Source organism: Bradyrhizobium prioriisuperbiae (assembly GCF_032397745.1).
GTDB lineage: Bacteria > Pseudomonadota > Alphaproteobacteria > Rhizobiales > Xanthobacteraceae > Bradyrhizobium_A > Bradyrhizobium_A prioriisuperbiae.
In genome coordinates, this window is record NZ_CP135921.1 from 6,662,927 (window position 1) to 6,678,696 (window position 15,770).

Genomic DNA, 15,770 nt, shown 5'->3' on the forward strand with positions numbered 1-15,770 from the left:
TTCCGGCCGTTGCCGACAATTTAAAATATGAGCTGAAATCGGCTACCTGAGCCATCAACACAACAATACGAAGGGGAGAAACTGCTGATGAACGATCGCATCTCGGTCACACTGACGGATGGCGTTGCCGATGTCCGGCTGGTTCGCGCCGACAAGATGAATGCGCTCGACGTGGCGATGTTCGAGGCGCTGGTGAATACCGCGGCGAAGCTGCAGACCGAGAAGGGGCTACGCGCCGTTGTGCTGTCGGGCGAGGGACGGGCGTTCTGCGCGGGCCTCGACATGGGCCGCTTCCAGGCGATGAATGAAAACGGCGGCAATGGCGTTGCCGGCGGCGAGAAGCGTGACCTGGCGGCACGCACCCATGGCATCGCCAATCATTCCCAGCAGGCGGTGTGGGGCTGGCGGCAACTGCCGGTGCCGGTGATCGCCGCCGTGCACGGCGTGGCGTTCGGTGGCGGCTTTCAGCTCGCGCTCGGCGCCGACATGCGGTTTCTCGCCCCCGACACGCGGATGTCGATCATGGAAATCAAATGGGGCCTGGTGCCGGACATGGCGGGCACGCCGATCCTCGCCAGCCTGGTGCGCGACGACATCCTGCGTGACCTGACTTACACGGGACGCGTGTTCTCGGCGCAGGAAGCCTTGAGCTATGGGCTCGCGACGCGGATCTGCGACGATCCGCGCGCGGCGGCGCTTGAGGTGGCAAAGGAGATCGCGGGCAAGAGCCCGGATGCGATCCGCGCGGCCAAACGGCTGCTGAACAACCTGACGGTGGATCCGGCGCCGGCGCTGCTGGCGGAATCCGTCGAGCAGATGAAGCTGATGGGTTTTCCGAACCAGACCGAAGCGGTGCGCGCCAACATCGAGAAGCGCGCGCCGCGGTTTATTGATGGTTAGTCCGGCTCACGCTTCATTCGCCGTGAGGCGCCTCATTCCTCTCAGTGTCGTCCCCGGCTCGACCTCTGCGACTCGGCGAAGCCGAGTCGCGCTTGGGACCCAGTAAACGCAGGCGTTCGTAATATGCTCTGTGCTTAGGGCACTCACACCGGGCGTACTGGATGCTCGCGTCCGTGCGCGGGCATGACAATAATGAGCGCTTCCATACCATCGGTGTGTAGCGTCTAGATCGCGTCCCACGAGAAGACGTCCGCGGATCGATCCAGCGGATAGAACGACCCCTTCAGCGCGGGAATGGCGTGCTCGCCGATGGTCTCGCAGTTCCAGCCATCGGCGCGATGCACCGAGCGCAGCGGGCGCGATTGTCCCATCAGGAAAATCTCGTTCATGCGCACGGCAAAGATCTGCCCGGTGACGTCCTTGGCGGCGTCGCCGAGCAGGAACACCGACAGCGGCGCGATCTTTTCCGGTCCCATCTGCTGGATGCGTGCGACCCGTTCCTTCTGCGCCTCGGTCTCGGTCGGAATGGTGCCGATCAGACGGCTCCAGGCGAACGGTGAGACGCAGTTCGAGCGCACATTGAAGCGGTTCATATCGAGTGCGATCGATTTCGACAGGCCGACGATGCCGAGCTTGGCGGCGGCATAGTTGGCCTGGCCGAAATTGCCCACCAGGCCCGAGGTCGAGGTGAAGTGGACGAACGAACCGCTCTCCTGCTCGCGGAACAGCCGCGCCGCCGCATGCGAGACATAGAACGAGCCCATCAGGTGCACCTTGATGACGGCCTCGAACGCATCCACGCTCATGCGGTGGAAGATCGCGTCGCGCAGGATGCCGGCGTTGTTGACCACGCCGTCGAGTTTGCCGAACGAGTCGATCGCGGTCTTGACGATCTTGCTGGCGGGGACGGCTTCCGCCACGGTCTCGAAATTGGCCACCGCGGTGCCGCCGGCCTTGCGGATTTCCTCCACCACTTCCTCGGCGGGCGCGGCACTGGTGCCCGAGCCGTCCGCCGCGCCGCCGGGATCGTTGACCACGACCTTGGCGCCTTCGCGCGCTGCGAGCAGCGCGATTTCACGGCCGATGCCGCGGCCCGCGCCGGTGACGATCACGACCTTGCCGTCGAGCGCCTTGTTCTGAGCCATATTCCTGATCCTCTTTGACGACTATCGTTGGTTGGTGAAAATGATGGTGCCGCTGGCGGCGAACATGCCACCGACGCCATGGCACACCGAGATCCTGGCGCCCGGCACCTGCGCCGGCGCAATGCCGCGCATCTGCCGCACGCTCTCCTGCAGGGCGTACATGCCGTACATGCCCGAGTGCATGTAACTGAGGCCGCCGCCATTGGTATTGACCGGCAGCTTGCCGCCCGGCGCGGTGTTGCGGTCGGCAATGAATTGGCCGGTCTCCTCATGCGGCATGAAGCCAAGGTCGCCCAGGCCGAACAGCGGCAGATGGGCGAAGGCGTCGTAGATCATCACATGATCGACGTCCTTGTGAGTGATGCCGGCTTCGCGGAATGCCGTGGGACCCGCGACACGGAAGGCGCGTGAACTATCGAACGTTTCCATCTGGCTGACCATCGGCGTCTCGACACTTTCGCCGGTGCCCAGGATGTAGACCGGCTTGCGCGGAAAATCCTTGGCGCGGTCGGCGCTGGTCAGGATCAGCGCGCCGCCACCGTCGGTGACCAGGCAGCACTGCAGGATGCGGAACGGATAGGCGATCATGCGCGAGTTCAGCACGTCCTCGACCGTGATCGGCTCCTTCATGGAGGCGCGCGGGTTCTTCGCCGCCCATTCGCGCTGCACCACCGAGACCATGGCGATCTGCTCATGGGTGATGCCGTGGGTCTTCATGTAACGCAGCACGGGGATCGGAAACATGCTGGGTGGGCCGTAGACCCCGAACGGGGCCTCGAACTGGCCATTGAGGCTGTCGGGCGCGGTCGAGCGCGGCAGCTTGCCGATCATCGACTTGCCGCTCTCGGCGTGGGTGATCAGCACGGTCTTGCAGAGGCCGGCCTCGATTGCCGCTGCGGCGTGACGAACATGCAGCATGAAGGAGCAGCCGCCGACCGAGGTGCCGTCCACCCAGGTCGGGGTGATGCCGAGATAATGGGCGATCTGCTGCGGTGTTTCGACGGCGGTGGCGATGCCGTCGATGTCTGACAGCTTGAGCCCCGCATCCGCGATCGCATTGAGCGCCGCATCCGCGTGAAGCTGGATCTGTGAGGCATCGGGAATGACGCCGAGCTTGGTTGTTTCAGCCGCACCGACGACGGCCACCTGGTTCCTGCGCATGGGATCAGCCTTTCGCCGGACGGAATACGGGAAGGCTGATCGCGTCATCCAGCTTCTCGAAGGCGGCTTCGAGCGGCATGTCGAGCACCAGCGCCTCCGGGGTCTGCGGGCAATCGATGATGTTGGTCATCATGCGGGGTCCTTCCTCCAGCGTCACCACCGCAATCGCATAAGGCGGGGTGAAGCCGGGCGCCGCCGGGCGATGATTGATGACATAGCTGTAGAGGGTGGCCTTGCCGCTGGCTTTGTAGATGCTGACCTTGCGCGAGCCGCAGCCCGGGCAGAAGGGACGTGGCGGGAAGTAAGTCTTGGCGCAGCTGTCGCAGCGCTGCAGGCGAAGCTCACCCGCTGCCGTGCCGTCCCAGAAGTGCTGCGTTTCGGGCGTTGGTTTCGGACGGGCACGTGCGGGCGTGGACATCGAAGCTGTTTCTCCCGGATCGGGGCTTCAAAAGCCCTCGGTTCTTGATCCGGTCATCTTCCATGCCGACACAGAGAGGTCCAGTTCGAATTGCGCCGCGCATGCGGACGCGCTCTCGCTGCATGGCACAAAGGCCGCGTTTAAATTTTCACGATCGCCGCCGAGGGAAGTCCGAAATGACGAGAGCCCCACTCGGCGGGGCTCTCGTATTTATCTCCGGGTGTCTATCGGCCGAAGAACAACCACAGCAGAATGATCACCGGGATCGGAATACCCAACAGCCACAACAGAATTCCGCGTCCCATTTCCTCACCTCCATCAATGCCCTGCTGCAAACCCAACACGGCAGGAGGGCAGTCGTTCCCTCGATATGGAGCGCCGGAAACGTGAGGTGAGAAGCGCGTTTACCAGTGGCCGGTGTTGGGCATCGACGACCACGGCTCCTGCGGCGGCTTGGCGTCGCCCTTCTGCAGCAGCTCGATGGAATGCAGATCCGGCGAGCGCACGAACGCCATCTGGCCGTCGCGCGGCGGACGGTTGATGGTGATGCCGAGCTTCTGAAGCCGGTCGCAGGTGGCGTAGATGTTGTCGACCTCGTAGGCCAGGTGGCCAAAATAACGGTCTTCGCCGTATTTCTCCTCGTCCCAATTGTAGGTCAATTCCACCAGCGGCGCGCCGCGGCCCTTCGACTGCTTGAGCAACTCCTCGTCCTCCGACGCGCAGAGGAAGACCAGCGTGAAGCGGCCCTTGTCGTTGTCGATGCGGCGGGCTTCCTTCAGCCCCAGCGCATCGGCGTAGAACTTGAGCGCAGCGTCGAGATTGCGGACGCGCAGCATCGTGTGCAGATAACGCATGTTTCTTGTCCTTCTGAGAACATTTTGAGAATTCGTCTCGGTTGAGGCACGGCGGGCCCTCAATAGCAGCAAAATGCAACGAGGTGCAGGCCCCTTGACAGGCCGTCGCGGACAACGTGGGGTGGGGAAGCCCTTCACGCCCAATGCACACGCGAGACGGCCCTGCCTGGGGGGACAAGCAGGGCCTGGGTCGTTGTGAGCGGTGGGGTAACCGCTCGGGAACGGGTTGGGGCGCCCGTTCAATTAAGTAGACGCACGGCGCCGCAAAAAGTTCACCCGGTCACCGGTTCTTGAAAACGAGTTGAACGGCCGAAAGGACCTCAAGTCATCGAGCGTCTTTGAACATTCCCCGTTTCGGCCCGACAGGCGAACAGGCCCATCGAGGGCCTGCAGATGAAACGCTTTTCTGTTGCGGCGGCTTTGCGCGTTTCCCGCGTCGTCGAGGCACGCAGGCCGAGCGGTTCGCAGTGCCTTGGTGCGACGTGATCAGGTCGCGCGCACGATGGCATCTCCAGCGCAGAACGAGTTGCCGGCAATCAGCGCGGCCAATTCACGGCCTTCAGCGATGCCTTGACGTCGGCCATCTGCTTGCGGCAACGCTCTTCCTGTTCCCGGATCATCTGCCGCTGAAAAGCCACCGTGCGATCGACGTGCTGCCGGATCAGTTCGCGCTCCGACAGGTTGCCGATAGCGTGCGCGACGGACTCGTCCGCCAGTTTGTCTGGCTTCATTGTGTTGGTCTCCCAAATCAGCTGGCGATTTCAATCGACGGCGGCAACATCGGTCAATGTCTCAGCGGTTTATGCACAGACAGGGCAGCCATGATGAAATCCGTGGCGACAAACGTCCGCCAACGTCCCTCGCGACGATTCCCACCACTCTGCAAAGCGGCAGAAGGAAACGCCGACTGCGCGCGATCGTTCCGTGGATAAGCCGGATGACTCCTTGCCTTGGATCAAATGTTCACGTTACGTCCGTATCGTGAATGGGAGGCCAGAATGGCTAAGATCGATTTGAACACCCTCAGCATTGAAGAACTGGCGGCGTTGCGCGACGACGCGACCGAAAAGCTCGCGGAGAAGGTTGCGGCCCGTCAGGCCGAGCTCGAAGCGGAACTGGAAAGGCTGTCGCTCTACGGAAAACCGGCGAAGAAGTCACCGGCCCCCGTCGTGAAGCCCAGGAAGGACGAGCCAGCCAAGACAAGCGATACGGCCAGCGAGCCGGTGTCCAAAGCGGCGTGATCCGATCGGCAAACGCAGCGACGCGATGAAGGGGGCTTCGGCCCCTTTTGTGTTTGAGGGAGCGCGACAGATGGTCTCGATCGCAAGCGCGCTTGAAACATCGGCGGGTTTGGGTGTGTAGTTGCGCTCTGCCCAAACGGAAGCCACGGATGATCGCCTCAAGTCTCTCCAGCGGCATTGAACAGCTCGGCGACTTGATCGCCGCAGCCTCCGTGATCGTCCCGTTCACCGGCGCCGGCATTTCGACGGAGTGCGGCATTCCCGATTTCCGCTCGCCCAGCGGCCTCTGGACTCGCAACCGCCCCATTCCGTTCGATGAATTCGTGGCGAGCCAGGATGCGCGCGACGAGTCCTGGCGGCGACGCTTCGCCATGGAGGAGACGTTCGCGGCTGCGAAGCCGGGACGCGGCCACCGCGCGCTTGCGGCCCTCTACAAGGCCGGCAAAGTTCCCGCCTTGATCACCCAGAACATCGACAATCTGCATCAAGCCTCGGGTTTCCGGCCCGACGACGTGATCGAACTGCACGGCAACACCACCTACGCGCGCTGCATCGGCTGCGGCAAAAGGTTCGAGTTGTCATGGGTGAAGCAGCTGTTCGATGGTCGTGAACACGCACCGGATTGCTCCGACTGCGATGAGCCGGTGAAGACGGCCACCATTTCGTTCGGTCAGGCGATGCCCGAAGACGAGATGCACCGCGCTGCGGAACTTGCGCGCGCGTGCGATTTGTTCATTGCGATCGGCTCGTCGCTGGTGGTGTGGCCGGCTGCGGGGTTTCCTGCGATGGCACGGAACTCCGGTGCACAACTTGTGATTATCAACAATGAACCGACGGAACAGGATGAGCTTGCCGATCTCGTGATCCGGCATGACATCGGCGAGACTCTTGGTCCGTTCGCAGGCAATTGATTGCGGAATTGATTCGCAAATGTGCAAGGCTGTTCATAGCCCAGCGCATACGAGTTTTTTATCTTTGCGAGTTGGCGGGGAGTGTTATCGTCGAATCAGGAGATTCGCGTTCGGACCGGTATTGCAGGCGGCGCGGGTGACGGGAAATTAAACGCGGTGGCTGACCGTGTTTTGCTGGTGTGAGGTCCGGGGATATGGGGTCGGACGGTTTTGAGTCCAAGAGGCCGGGAGGGTCGGCGTTAGGCGGACCCATATCGCGTGGTCTTGGCTCCAATGATTTTCGTTCTGGTGATTTTTCGGGCAACCGTGAGCGGTCGCCAGAGGCAGACCCGTTTCTCGGTGCAGGCGAGGGGATCGCCGCACATCTGGTTGAGGTCACCGGGGTCATCAAATGGTTTGATGCGTCCAAAGGATACGGCTTCATCATTCCAGACAATGGCTGGCCCGACGTGCTGCTGCACGTGACGGTGCTCCGGCGTGATGGCTTTCAGACCGCCTATGAGGGCGCGCGCATCGTTGTTGAATGCCTGCAGCGCTCGAAAGGCTACCAGGCGTTTCGCGTCGTCTCGATGGACGAGTCGACCGCGATCCATCCCGCTCAGCTGCCGCCGCCGCGCACGCACGCCAGCGTGACGCCGACCAGCGGCCTCGAGCGGGCCCAGGTCAAATGGTTCAACCGCCTGCGCGGTTTCGGCTTCCTGACCTGCGGCGAGGGCACGCCCGACATCTTCGTCCATATGGAAACCCTGCGGCGCTATGGCATGACCGAGCTGCGGCCCGGCCAATACGTGCTGGTTCGTTATGGTCCCGGATCCAAGGGTATGATGGCGGCGGAGATCCAGCCGGAGACCGGCGCTCCCGGTATGTCCCCTCACTGAGCCGTCACCGGCTGCAAAGCCTTCCTTGAGGCCCTTCCCATGTGTGAGGGGCCGATCTGGCAGCTGCCGCGTGGCCGCCCTCCCAAAAATAATCAATAAGAAGTGTGTGCCGCCAGGCAAAAACGGTATTCACCTGCGCGTCGGACGCGTTAGGTTGCGCCGGCTTTTTCCCCCTGAGGTCGGTTGCCATGAGATTTCGTTTCGGTTTTGCGGATGGCCGCAGTCTGCGCTGGCTGATGGCGTTTGCGGTGTTCTGGGGCGCGTTGTTCGGCGTATCCCTCGTCCATGCCGCGGAGACGCAGTCGCTCGAGATCATCACCAAATCCGGGGTGCAGGTGTTTGCCGTCGAGGTGATGCGGACGGACGAGGAGCGCGCCAAGGGGCTGATGTTTCGCAAGGAGCTTCCTGAAGGGCGCGGCATGCTGTTCGATTTCACCCCCGAGCAGAACGTCTCGATGTGGATGAAAAACACTCTGATCCCGCTCGACATGATCTTCATTCAGGCCGACGGACAGATCCTGCGCATCGCCGAGAACACCCAGGTCGAGTCGGAGAAGATCATCTCCTCGGGCGGCCCGGTCCGTGGGGTCCTGGAAGTCATCGCAGGCACGTCCCGGAAATTCGGCATCAAGGCGGGAGACCGGGTCGGGCACCCGCTTTTTAACGGGAAATAGCCTCTCCGGTGCGTCTTGCTGGTTTGGCGTGAAGCGTGTATCGAAGGCCCCGCGGAGCCCAATTCGGGACGCTGTGGGCCTTTTGGGCTCGTTTCGGCCGGCGATCATCCATAATGGCCGCCTGAAGATATCGTCGGAGCATAGCGCAGTCCGGTAGCGCATCTGCTTTGGGAGCAGAGGGTCGTAGGTTCAAATCCTACTGCTCCGACCATCTTCCCTTCTCTTCCTTGCAACGTCCGTTTCGCATCATGCCGCGCGCACGCGACATGAATGCCTGTTCAGTATTTTCCCTGACTTTTCGTCGTCGGTTCCCGGAACGAGCGCAATGACGCGCGGTTGGTCGGGCAGGTGGGGTTTTGACAATGGACTCTGGAGGATACTGATCATGATGAAGACAACATTGCTATCGACCGTTGCAGCCATTGGTCTTGCGGTGAGTTTGGGCGCGGCCTCGGCGCAGGCGCCGAGCGAGCGAGGCGGTGCCGCAGGTGGCACCGCGTCAGGCAGCATGGAGCGTGGCGGCGCAAGCGGCAGTGCCACAGGCGACCACAAGTCCGGCATGACCGAACAGTCGCCGTCGAAGGCCGGTACGTCGGAGCAGCGGGCCCAGACGCCGGCGAACAAGGCTGACGGCCGCCCCGAAGGCAAGAACGCCCAGGCGCCTGCGGCCAACGACGGCAAGGCCAACAGCAAGATGAGTTCGGACAAGATGGCGCCGGATCATTCGGCTCAGAAAACCGGCGACGCCAAGCAAGGCACGGACAGCTCCAAGCAGGGCGCGGACAGCAAGTCCGGGACCAACGCGCAGTCGCAGCCGGGCTCCAAATCGACGGTCGGCGCCGCCTCGTCGTCCGAGACCAAGATGACCAGCGAACAGCGCACCCAGATCCGCGAGAAGGTGATCGCGACCGGCCCAAGGGTCACCAACGTCAACTTCTCACTGAATGTGGGCACGGTCGTTCCGCGCACCGTGCAGGTGGTGGACGTGCCGACGGTGATCATCGACATGCATCCGGAATGGCGCGGCTATCGCTATTTCGTGGTGAACGATCAGGTCATCATCGTGGAGCGAGATTCGCTGCGGATTGTCGCCGTGCTCGACGTCTAATCGGCCATCGATAAAAATGGAAAAGCCGCCGACCCATGGTCGGCGGCTTTTTGACGTTTCGATCAAGCTGCGCTGGATTCCGCCGATGGCGCCACCGGCGCGGGGGCCGGTTTCGGCCGCGGCGGCGGCTTGTCCTGTTTCTTGGACCAGCTGCGATAGTAAGCGACAGCCGTCAATATCGCGATGCCGCCGGCGCTGACCACGATCTGCACGAAGACCGAGCCGGAGCTGAGCGTCAGCAGGAAGTGCGCAATGAACGACAGGAAGACGCCGACGCAGAACACTTCCAGCGATTGCTGGCCGCACTTGATCATCGGCGCAAATATCTTTGATTCCAGGCCCGGCCAGTTCTTCGGAACGAAGCGGGTGACGAGGAACGCGATGATCACGAAGTGCAGCACGCGATAGGGCGCGAGGTTGGTCTTGTCGTTCGGATTGAAGGCCTCAAAGAACCAGCGCGGAAACAGGTTTCCGAGCGTCTCGAAACGGCCCGCCATGGTCATCACCAGTGCAAACACCAGATAGGCCAGACCGGCGATCAGCAGGTGCTTGGACTTGATGACCGAGCGGGATTCCAGGGCGCCTCCCAGCGCAAACCACGCGCCGAAGATGAACAGCAGCTGCCAGCAGAACGGATTGAAGTACCAGGTGCCGGCCGGGTAGGCGGGCAGGTTCCAGCCGAACTGGCGCGCCGCGAAATACAGCACCAGCGAGGCGATCATCACGGTGTCCGGACGCCGCAGCATGAACCACAGGATCGGCGGGAACACGCCCATCAGAACGATGTATAGCGGCAGCACGTCCAGGTTCACCGGCTTGAATTTCAGCAACATGCCCTGGCTGAGCGTCTCGATCGGATTGTCGATCAGGCCCGCGACGTTGAACTCATTGATGATGTCGGGGTCGTGGAATTTGATCGCGACAAAGCCGATGGTCACGATGTAGATCACAAACAGGAACACGTGCGCGACATAGAGCTGCCACACCCGTTTCATCAGCCGCGTCGCGCCGACCACGAACCCGCGATCGAGCATCATCCGTGCATAGACGAACGACGCGGTGTACCCGGAGATGAAGACGAACAGGTCGGCGGCGTCACTGAAGCCATAGTTGCGCGTCGTGACCCAGTTCACGATGTTGTAGGGGATATGGTCGAGGAAAATCGCCCAGTTCGCGATGCCGCGGAACAGATCGAGCCGAAGGTCACGGCCGCCTGAGGGGAGTGTCGCTCTGATTGTCATATGGACCGTTTCATGCGGGGGCCGATTCATACGGATTCCGACGCGGGATCATGGGCGATCCCGAGCCCGACAGCCAGATTGTATCAGCCTTGCGGAACGAATATATTGAGGAAAGTAAGCCCTGTTAAACTGCAGAATCGTACAATAAAACTCACATGCCTGTCACCGCCATACCTGTTACTGAAATGGGCCTCGGCCAGGCGGTGATGACCCGGCCCCTGACGGGCCGGCCTCATCATGACATTGGCGTCACACCTCAGGAGCTCGTCTCGTTCATGACTGCCCGCATCTACAAACCTGCCAAGAACGCGATGCAATCCGGCAAGGCGAAAAGCCGGGAATGGCAGCTGGACTATGAGCCGGAGCAGCCCCGGACCATCGAGCCGCTGATGGGCTGGACCAGCTCCGGGGACATGAAACAGCAGCTCACCCTGCGCTTCCACACCAAGGAAGACGCGGTGGCCTATTGCGAGCGGGAGGGCATTCCCTATCAGCTGCTGGAGCCGAAGGAGCCGGTGCGGCGAATTGCGGCCTATTCCGACAATTTTGCTTTCCGGCGCGGCGAACCCTGGACACACTAAGCCCTCCACATTGATGGCGGGCGGCTCCTCGCCGTTCTGTCGCTTGCCGGACTTCGGACATCTGGCAGGGCCGGATGCGCTGCATACAGGTCTTCGCGCCCGTTGCGCAGGCCGTCGCAATTCATCCCAGAAATCAAACGATTGCAGACGCCGGGCGATATTGCCTGCTCTGTCGCCCTGGCACTGGACACGGGCGCGTTGCCTGCTTTAGTTCAGTCACCGACCCGGGAACGGGGTGCGGTCAAAAAGCCGATCGGGAGGCCTATGCCGCTTCATTCCGGGATTGATCCCAAATCGTCCGACTTTGCGCGGAATTCCGAGGCCATGCAGGCGCTGGTCGCGGACCTGCGTCAGAAGCTCGAGCAGGTGGCCGGCGGGGGCGGGGAATCATCCCGGGCCCGGCATACGTCCCGCGGCAAGCTGTTGGCCCGTGAGCGGGTGGACCTGCTGATCGATCCGGGAACGGCGTTCCTCGAATTGTCGCCGCTCGCCGCCTACGACCTCTATGGCGGCGACGTCCACTCCGCCAGCATCGTCACCGGCATCGGCCGTGTCGCGGGCCGCGAGTGCGTGATCGTCGCCAACGATGCGACCATCAAGGGCGGCACTTATTACCCGATGACGGTGAAGAAGCATCTGCGGGCGCAGGACATCGCGCGCCAGAATAATCTGCCGTGTATCTACATGGTGGATTCCGGCGGTGCCTTCCTGCCGCAGCAGGACGAGATCTTTCCGGACGAGCGCCATTTCGGCCGTATCTTCTACAATCAGGCGCAACTGTCGTCGCAGGGCATTCCGCAAATCGCCATCGTGATGGGATCGTGCACCGCGGGCGGCGCTTACGTCCCGGCGATGTCCGACGAGAGCATTATCGTCCGTAATCAAGGCACCATCTTCCTTGGCGGACCGCCGCTGGTGAAGGCTGCGACCGGTGAAGTCGTCACCGCCGAAGAGCTCGGCGGCGCCGATGTCCATAGCCGGCAGTCCGGTGTCACCGACCACTATGCCCAGAACGACGCCCATGCCATCGGCATCGCACGGCGGATCGTCGGCAACCTCAACCCGGCCGTGAGCGCCGCCACCGGCTGGCGCCAGCCGCGTGAGCCGCTGTATGCGCCGGAGGAAATCTACGGCGTCGTTCCCGCGGATGCCCGCAAACCGTTCGATGTCCGCGATATCATCGCGCGCATTGTCGACGGCTCGGAATTCGAGGAATTCAAGAAGCTTTACGGGCAAACGCTGATTTGCGGCTTCGCCCATATCTGGGGTTACCCGGTCGGCATCATCGCCAACAACGGCATCCTCTTTAGTGAGAGCTCGCTCAAGGGCGCGCACTTCATCGAACTGTGTTGCCAGCGCAAGATCCCACTGCTGTTCCTGCAGAACATCACCGGCTTCATGGTCGGCAAGAAGTACGAAGCCGGCGGCATTGCGCGCGACGGCGCCAAGCTCGTCACCGCGGTCGCCACCGCCGGCGTGCCCAAATTCACTGTGGTGATCGGCGGCTCCTACGGCGCCGGCAACTACGGCATGTGCGGCCGCGCCTACAGCCCGCGCTTCCTCTGGATGTGGCCGAATGCCCGCATCTCCGTGATGGGCGGCGAGCAGGCCTCCATGGTGCTGAGCACCTTGCGTCGTGACAACATCGAGGCCAAGGGCGACACCTGGTCGACCGAGGAGGAAGATCAGTTCCGCACCCCGATCCGCGCCCAATACGAAAAGCAGGGCCATCCTTATTACGCCACCGCACGGCTGTGGGACGACGGCGTGATCGATCCCGCCGACACCCGCCTGGTGCTGGGGTTGGGGCTGTCGGCAGCAGCCAATGCGCAGATCGAGCCGACCAAATTCGGCGTGTTCAGGATGTGATGATGACAGAGATCGTACGCATCGAACGCGAAAACGGTCTGGCCCGCATCGTGCTGAACCGGCCGGAACGCAACAATGCTTTCGACGAGGCGCTGATCGCAGCATTGGCGCAGGCGTTCGACGGCATCGCCCGGGACAGCGAGGTGTCGACTGTCGTGGTGCAGGGCGAGGGCAAGAGCTTTTGTGCCGGCGCCGACATCAACTGGATGAAGAAGGCCGCGGGCTACAGCCGCGAGGAGAACATCCGCGACGCCCAGCCGCTGGCACGGATGCTGGCCGCGCTCGACCGCATGCCGCAGACCACCATCGCCCGGGTGCAGGGGCCGGTCTATGGTGGCGGCGTTGGCCTTGTGGCCGCCTGCGACATTGCCATTGCGACGGACGAAGCCACGTTCTGCCTGTCCGAAGTGCGGCTGGGATTGGTCCCTGCTGTGATCAGCCCCTACGTCGTTCGCGCCATGGGCGTGCGCCAGGCGCGCCGTTACTTCCAGACTGCGGAGGCATTCGCCGCGCCGGAGGCCGCACGGATTGGCTTGGTCCACGAGGTGGTAGCGATTGACGCCATCGATGCGCGCATTGCTGCTCTGGTCAAGCAACTCAAAACCGGCGCGCCGGCGGCCCGTGCCGCCGCCAAGGCGCTGGTCGAAACAGTGGCCGGGCGGCCGATCGATGAGGATGTGCTGAGCGAGACGGCGCAGCTGATCGCCGAGATGCGGGCCAAGCCCGAGGCCCGCGAAGGGCTCTCGGCATTCCTCGAAAAGCGCAAGCCGGTTTGGAGCCAGACGTGACCGAGCCTCATTCCCTCTACCGCCGCTTCCGCACGCTCTTGATCGCCAATCGCGGCGAGATCGCCTGCCGCGTCATCCGCTCCGCCAAGGCCATGGGGCTGCACACCGTCGCGGTCTATTCCGAAGCGGATCAGGACGCGCTCCACGTGGCCATGGCTGACGACGCCATCCTGCTGGGGCCGGCGCGCGCGCGCGACAGTTATCTCAACATCGACCGCATCATCGCCGCGGCCAAAGCCACCGGCGCCGAAGCTGTCCATCCCGGCTATGGCTTCCTGTCGGAAAGCGCCGAGTTCGCTCAGCGCTGCGCCGATGCGGGGCTTATTTTTGTCGGCCCGACCGCCGCCATGATCACCGCCATGGGCTCCAAATCCGGCTCCAAGGCGCTGATGGAAGCGGCCGGCGTGCCGCTGGTGCCGGGCTATCATGGCGACGCCCAGGACGAGACGACGCTGTCCAATGCGGCGGCGAAAATCGGCTATCCCGTGCTGATCAAGGCCTCGGCCGGCGGCGGCGGCCGCGGCATGCGCATTGTGCGCGAAGCCGAGCAATTGCAGTCGTCCGTGGTCAGCGCCAAGCGCGAGGCGCTGGCCGCTTTCAGCGACGACAAGGTGTTGATCGAGAAGTATGTCGATAACCCGCGCCACATCGAGGTGCAGGTGATCGGCGACAGCCATGGCAATCTGCTGTCGCTGTTCGAGCGCGAGTGCACCTTGCAGCGACGCCACCAGAAGGTGATCGAAGAGGCGCCGTCGCCGACCCTCAGCGAAGCGCAACGCGAGGCCGTATGCGCCGCCGCGCGCATGGCGGCGGGGGCGGTCAAATATGTCGGCGCCGGGACCATCGAATTCGTGTCCGACGGCAAGGATGTGTTCTTTATCGAAATGAACACCCGCCTGCAGGTCGAGCACCCGGTGACCGAACTGATCACCGGCATCGATCTTGTCGAATGGCAACTGCGGGTGGCGTTTGGCGAACCGCTGCCGCTGACCCAGGACCAGATCCGGCTCAACGGCCACGCCATCGAGGCGCGCGTCTACGCGGAGAATCCCGCGCGCAACTTCATGCCCTCGGTCGGCAAGATCCGGACATGGCGCACGCCCGAGGAAACCCATGGCCTGCGCATCGACGCCGGCTACCGGCAGGGCGATGTGGTGTCGCCGAACTATGACGCCATGCTGGCCAAGGTGATTGCCTGGGCGCCGACCCGTGGTGCGGCGATCGAGCGGCTGCACCGCGGCCTCGACGACACCGACGTGCGCGGCATCGTCACCAACATCCCGTTCCTGTCGGCGCTGGTCACGCACCGGAACGTTCGCGACAACGACATCGACACCGGCTTCATCGAGCGCGAGCTGACGGCCCTGACGTCGCAGCAAACGACGGTCTCGAGTCTCGAGCTTTGCGCTGCGGTTTCCGCCATCCTGCGCGACGAAGCCCGGTCGATCGGCCAGGACGCGTTTTCGCCATGGCGGGCATCCGGTTGGGCGCAGGTCAGCCGTCGCACGCGGGTGTTTGCGTTCCGGCAGGGCCAGGCCGAGCACAAGGTGACGCTGCAGTATGGTCGGGGACCGTCGAGCATCCTGATCGACGGTCGCGAAATCGGCTTCGCCTATAGCTCCGGCAACGATGCAACGATCAGTCTTGATCTGCACGGCGCGAAGACCCAGATCGTGGCCATCATCGAAGGGCACGAGCTCTATATCCGTACCCGCAATGGCCGGTTTGATCTGCACTGGATTGATCCGTTCGGTGTCGATGAGGAAGATCACGCCGGCGAGGACCGCATTGTCGCGCCACTGCCCGGCACCGTGGTCGCGCTGCTGGCCGAGGTCGGCGCAACCATCGAAAAGGGCGCGCCGATCCTGACCCTGGAAGTGATGAAAATGGAGCAGACCCTGCGGGCGCCGTTCGACGGCGTGCTCAAGGCGCTCAAATGCAAGGTCGGCGACATCGTGCAGGAAGGCGCCGAGCTCGCCGAGATCGAGCCGAAAGCATAGC

At 62.9% G+C, this 15,770-nt stretch carries 16 protein-coding genes and 1 tRNA gene; 11 read left to right on the plus strand and 6 right to left on the minus strand.

Annotated elements, in window-relative coordinates; all coding sequences use genetic code 11:
* Positions 1-87 precede the first annotated feature (87 nt).
* Entirely contained in the window at positions 88-900 is an 813-nt protein-coding gene (locus RS897_RS31470) for a crotonase/enoyl-CoA hydratase family protein (RefSeq protein WP_315832584.1), read from the plus strand.
* 224 nt (positions 901-1,124) lie between these two features.
* Here RS897_RS31470 and RS897_RS31475 read toward each other — a convergent pair whose 3' ends face one another.
* The 5 genes from RS897_RS31475 to RS897_RS31495 form a co-directional block, all read right to left on the minus strand.
* Positions 1,125-2,045, minus strand: coding sequence for an SDR family NAD(P)-dependent oxidoreductase (locus tag RS897_RS31475; protein WP_315832585.1), 921 nt, complete (start codon positions 2,043-2,045; stop codon positions 1,125-1,127).
* Positions 2,046-2,066: 21 nt separating this feature from the next.
* Positions 2,067-3,206 carry a thiolase C-terminal domain-containing protein gene (locus tag RS897_RS31480; RefSeq protein WP_315832586.1) on the minus strand — a complete coding sequence of 380 codons (1,140 nt, stop codon included), beginning with the start codon at positions 3,204-3,206 and terminating at the stop codon, positions 2,067-2,069.
* Positions 3,207-3,210: 4 nt separating this feature from the next.
* Positions 3,211-3,624, minus strand: a complete 414-nt coding sequence (locus RS897_RS31485) for a Zn-ribbon domain-containing OB-fold protein (protein WP_315832587.1) — start codon at positions 3,622-3,624, stop codon at positions 3,211-3,213.
* Positions 3,625-4,028: 404 nt separating this feature from the next.
* Entirely contained in the window at positions 4,029-4,478 is a 450-nt protein-coding gene (locus RS897_RS31490) for a VOC family protein (RefSeq protein WP_315832588.1), read from the minus strand.
* Positions 4,479-5,014: 536 nt separating this feature from the next.
* The gene (locus RS897_RS31495) at positions 5,015-5,209 is read right to left on the minus strand and encodes a hypothetical protein (protein WP_315832589.1); all 195 of its coding nucleotides are present in this window, start codon (positions 5,207-5,209) and stop codon (positions 5,015-5,017) included.
* Between the two features lie 267 nt (positions 5,210-5,476).
* Here RS897_RS31495 and RS897_RS31500 point away from each other — a divergent pair, with 267 nt between their 5' ends.
* The 6 genes from RS897_RS31500 (at position 5,477) to RS897_RS31525 (ending at position 9,290) form a co-directional block, all read left to right on the plus strand.
* Positions 5,477-5,719, plus strand: coding sequence for a hypothetical protein (locus RS897_RS31500; RefSeq protein ID WP_315832590.1), 243 nt, complete (start codon positions 5,477-5,479; stop codon positions 5,717-5,719).
* Between the two features lie 149 nt (positions 5,720-5,868).
* A complete protein-coding gene (locus RS897_RS31505) occupies positions 5,869-6,630 on the plus strand; it encodes an SIR2 family NAD-dependent protein deacylase (protein ID WP_315832591.1) in 762 nt (253 codons plus the stop codon).
* A gap of 194 nt (positions 6,631-6,824) precedes the next feature.
* Positions 6,825-7,508, plus strand: a complete 684-nt coding sequence (locus tag RS897_RS31510; RefSeq protein ID WP_315832592.1) for a cold-shock protein — start codon at positions 6,825-6,827, stop codon at positions 7,506-7,508.
* Between the two features lie 236 nt (positions 7,509-7,744).
* Positions 7,745-8,182: a DUF192 domain-containing protein gene (locus RS897_RS31515; RefSeq protein WP_315832593.1), complete on the plus strand. Its 438-nt coding sequence runs from the start codon at positions 7,745-7,747 to the stop codon at positions 8,180-8,182.
* A gap of 134 nt (positions 8,183-8,316) precedes the next feature.
* Positions 8,317-8,393, plus strand: a tRNA-Pro gene (locus tag RS897_RS31520).
* Positions 8,394-8,567: 174 nt separating this feature from the next.
* On the plus strand, positions 8,568-9,290 hold the full coding sequence (locus RS897_RS31525) for a DUF1236 domain-containing protein (RefSeq protein WP_315832594.1): 723 nt from the start codon (positions 8,568-8,570) through the stop codon (positions 9,288-9,290).
* Positions 9,291-9,352: 62 nt separating this feature from the next.
* Here RS897_RS31525 and RS897_RS31530 read toward each other — a convergent pair whose 3' ends face one another.
* Positions 9,353-10,531 (minus strand): OpgC domain-containing protein, encoded by a 1,179-nt coding sequence (locus RS897_RS31530; RefSeq protein WP_315832595.1) that lies wholly within the window; start codon positions 10,529-10,531, stop codon positions 9,353-9,355.
* Between the two features lie 275 nt (positions 10,532-10,806).
* Here RS897_RS31530 and RS897_RS31535 point away from each other — a divergent pair, with 275 nt between their 5' ends.
* From RS897_RS31535 to RS897_RS31550, 4 genes are all read left to right on the plus strand, one after another.
* Positions 10,807-11,112, plus strand: a complete 306-nt coding sequence (locus RS897_RS31535; RefSeq protein ID WP_315832596.1) for an ETC complex I subunit — start codon at positions 10,807-10,809, stop codon at positions 11,110-11,112.
* Between the two features lie 264 nt (positions 11,113-11,376).
* On the plus strand, positions 11,377-12,981 hold the full coding sequence (locus tag RS897_RS31540) for a carboxyl transferase domain-containing protein (RefSeq protein ID WP_315832597.1): 1,605 nt from the start codon (positions 11,377-11,379) through the stop codon (positions 12,979-12,981).
* 2 nt (positions 12,982-12,983) lie between these two features.
* The gene (locus tag RS897_RS31545; protein ID WP_315832598.1) at positions 12,984-13,769 is read left to right on the plus strand and encodes an enoyl-CoA hydratase-related protein; all 786 of its coding nucleotides are present in this window, start codon (positions 12,984-12,986) and stop codon (positions 13,767-13,769) included.
* Positions 13,766-15,769, plus strand: a complete 2,004-nt coding sequence (locus RS897_RS31550) for an acetyl/propionyl/methylcrotonyl-CoA carboxylase subunit alpha (RefSeq protein WP_315832599.1) — start codon at positions 13,766-13,768, stop codon at positions 15,767-15,769. The genes RS897_RS31545 and RS897_RS31550 overlap by 4 nt, the downstream gene beginning before the upstream one ends.
* Position 15,770 lies beyond the last annotated feature (1 nt).

What these genes read in the sequence shown, in the direction of transcription:
- RS897_RS31485 (WP_315832587.1), bottom strand. Translation starts at nt 3,624, where the DNA reads ATGTCCACGCCCGCACGTGCCCGTCCGAAACCAACGCCCGAAACGCAG.
- RS897_RS31540 (WP_315832597.1), top strand. Translation starts at nt 11,377, where the DNA reads ATGCCGCTTCATTCCGGGATTGATCCCAAATCGTCCGACTTTGCGCGG.
- RS897_RS31505 (WP_315832591.1), top strand. Translation starts at nt 5,869, where the DNA reads ATGATCGCCTCAAGTCTCTCCAGCGGCATTGAACAGCTCGGCGACTTG.
- RS897_RS31470 (WP_315832584.1), top strand. Translation starts at nt 88, where the DNA reads ATGAACGATCGCATCTCGGTCACACTGACGGATGGCGTTGCCGATGTC.
- RS897_RS31530 (WP_315832595.1), bottom strand. Translation starts at nt 10,531, where the DNA reads ATGACAATCAGAGCGACACTCCCCTCAGGCGGCCGTGACCTTCGGCTC.
- RS897_RS31510 (WP_315832592.1), top strand. Translation starts at nt 6,825, where the DNA reads ATGGGGTCGGACGGTTTTGAGTCCAAGAGGCCGGGAGGGTCGGCGTTA.
- RS897_RS31525 (WP_315832594.1), top strand. Translation starts at nt 8,568, where the DNA reads ATGATGAAGACAACATTGCTATCGACCGTTGCAGCCATTGGTCTTGCG.
- RS897_RS31500 (WP_315832590.1), top strand. Translation starts at nt 5,477, where the DNA reads ATGGCTAAGATCGATTTGAACACCCTCAGCATTGAAGAACTGGCGGCG.
- RS897_RS31475 (WP_315832585.1), bottom strand. Translation starts at nt 2,045, where the DNA reads ATGGCTCAGAACAAGGCGCTCGACGGCAAGGTCGTGATCGTCACCGGC.
- RS897_RS31535 (WP_315832596.1), top strand. Translation starts at nt 10,807, where the DNA reads ATGACTGCCCGCATCTACAAACCTGCCAAGAACGCGATGCAATCCGGC.
- RS897_RS31545 (WP_315832598.1), top strand. Translation starts at nt 12,984, where the DNA reads ATGACAGAGATCGTACGCATCGAACGCGAAAACGGTCTGGCCCGCATC.
- RS897_RS31490 (WP_315832588.1), bottom strand. Translation starts at nt 4,478, where the DNA reads ATGCGTTATCTGCACACGATGCTGCGCGTCCGCAATCTCGACGCTGCG.
- RS897_RS31495 (WP_315832589.1), bottom strand. Translation starts at nt 5,209, where the DNA reads ATGAAGCCAGACAAACTGGCGGACGAGTCCGTCGCGCACGCTATCGGC.
- RS897_RS31480 (WP_315832586.1), bottom strand. Translation starts at nt 3,206, where the DNA reads ATGCGCAGGAACCAGGTGGCCGTCGTCGGTGCGGCTGAAACAACCAAG.
- RS897_RS31515 (WP_315832593.1), top strand. Translation starts at nt 7,745, where the DNA reads ATGGCGTTTGCGGTGTTCTGGGGCGCGTTGTTCGGCGTATCCCTCGTC.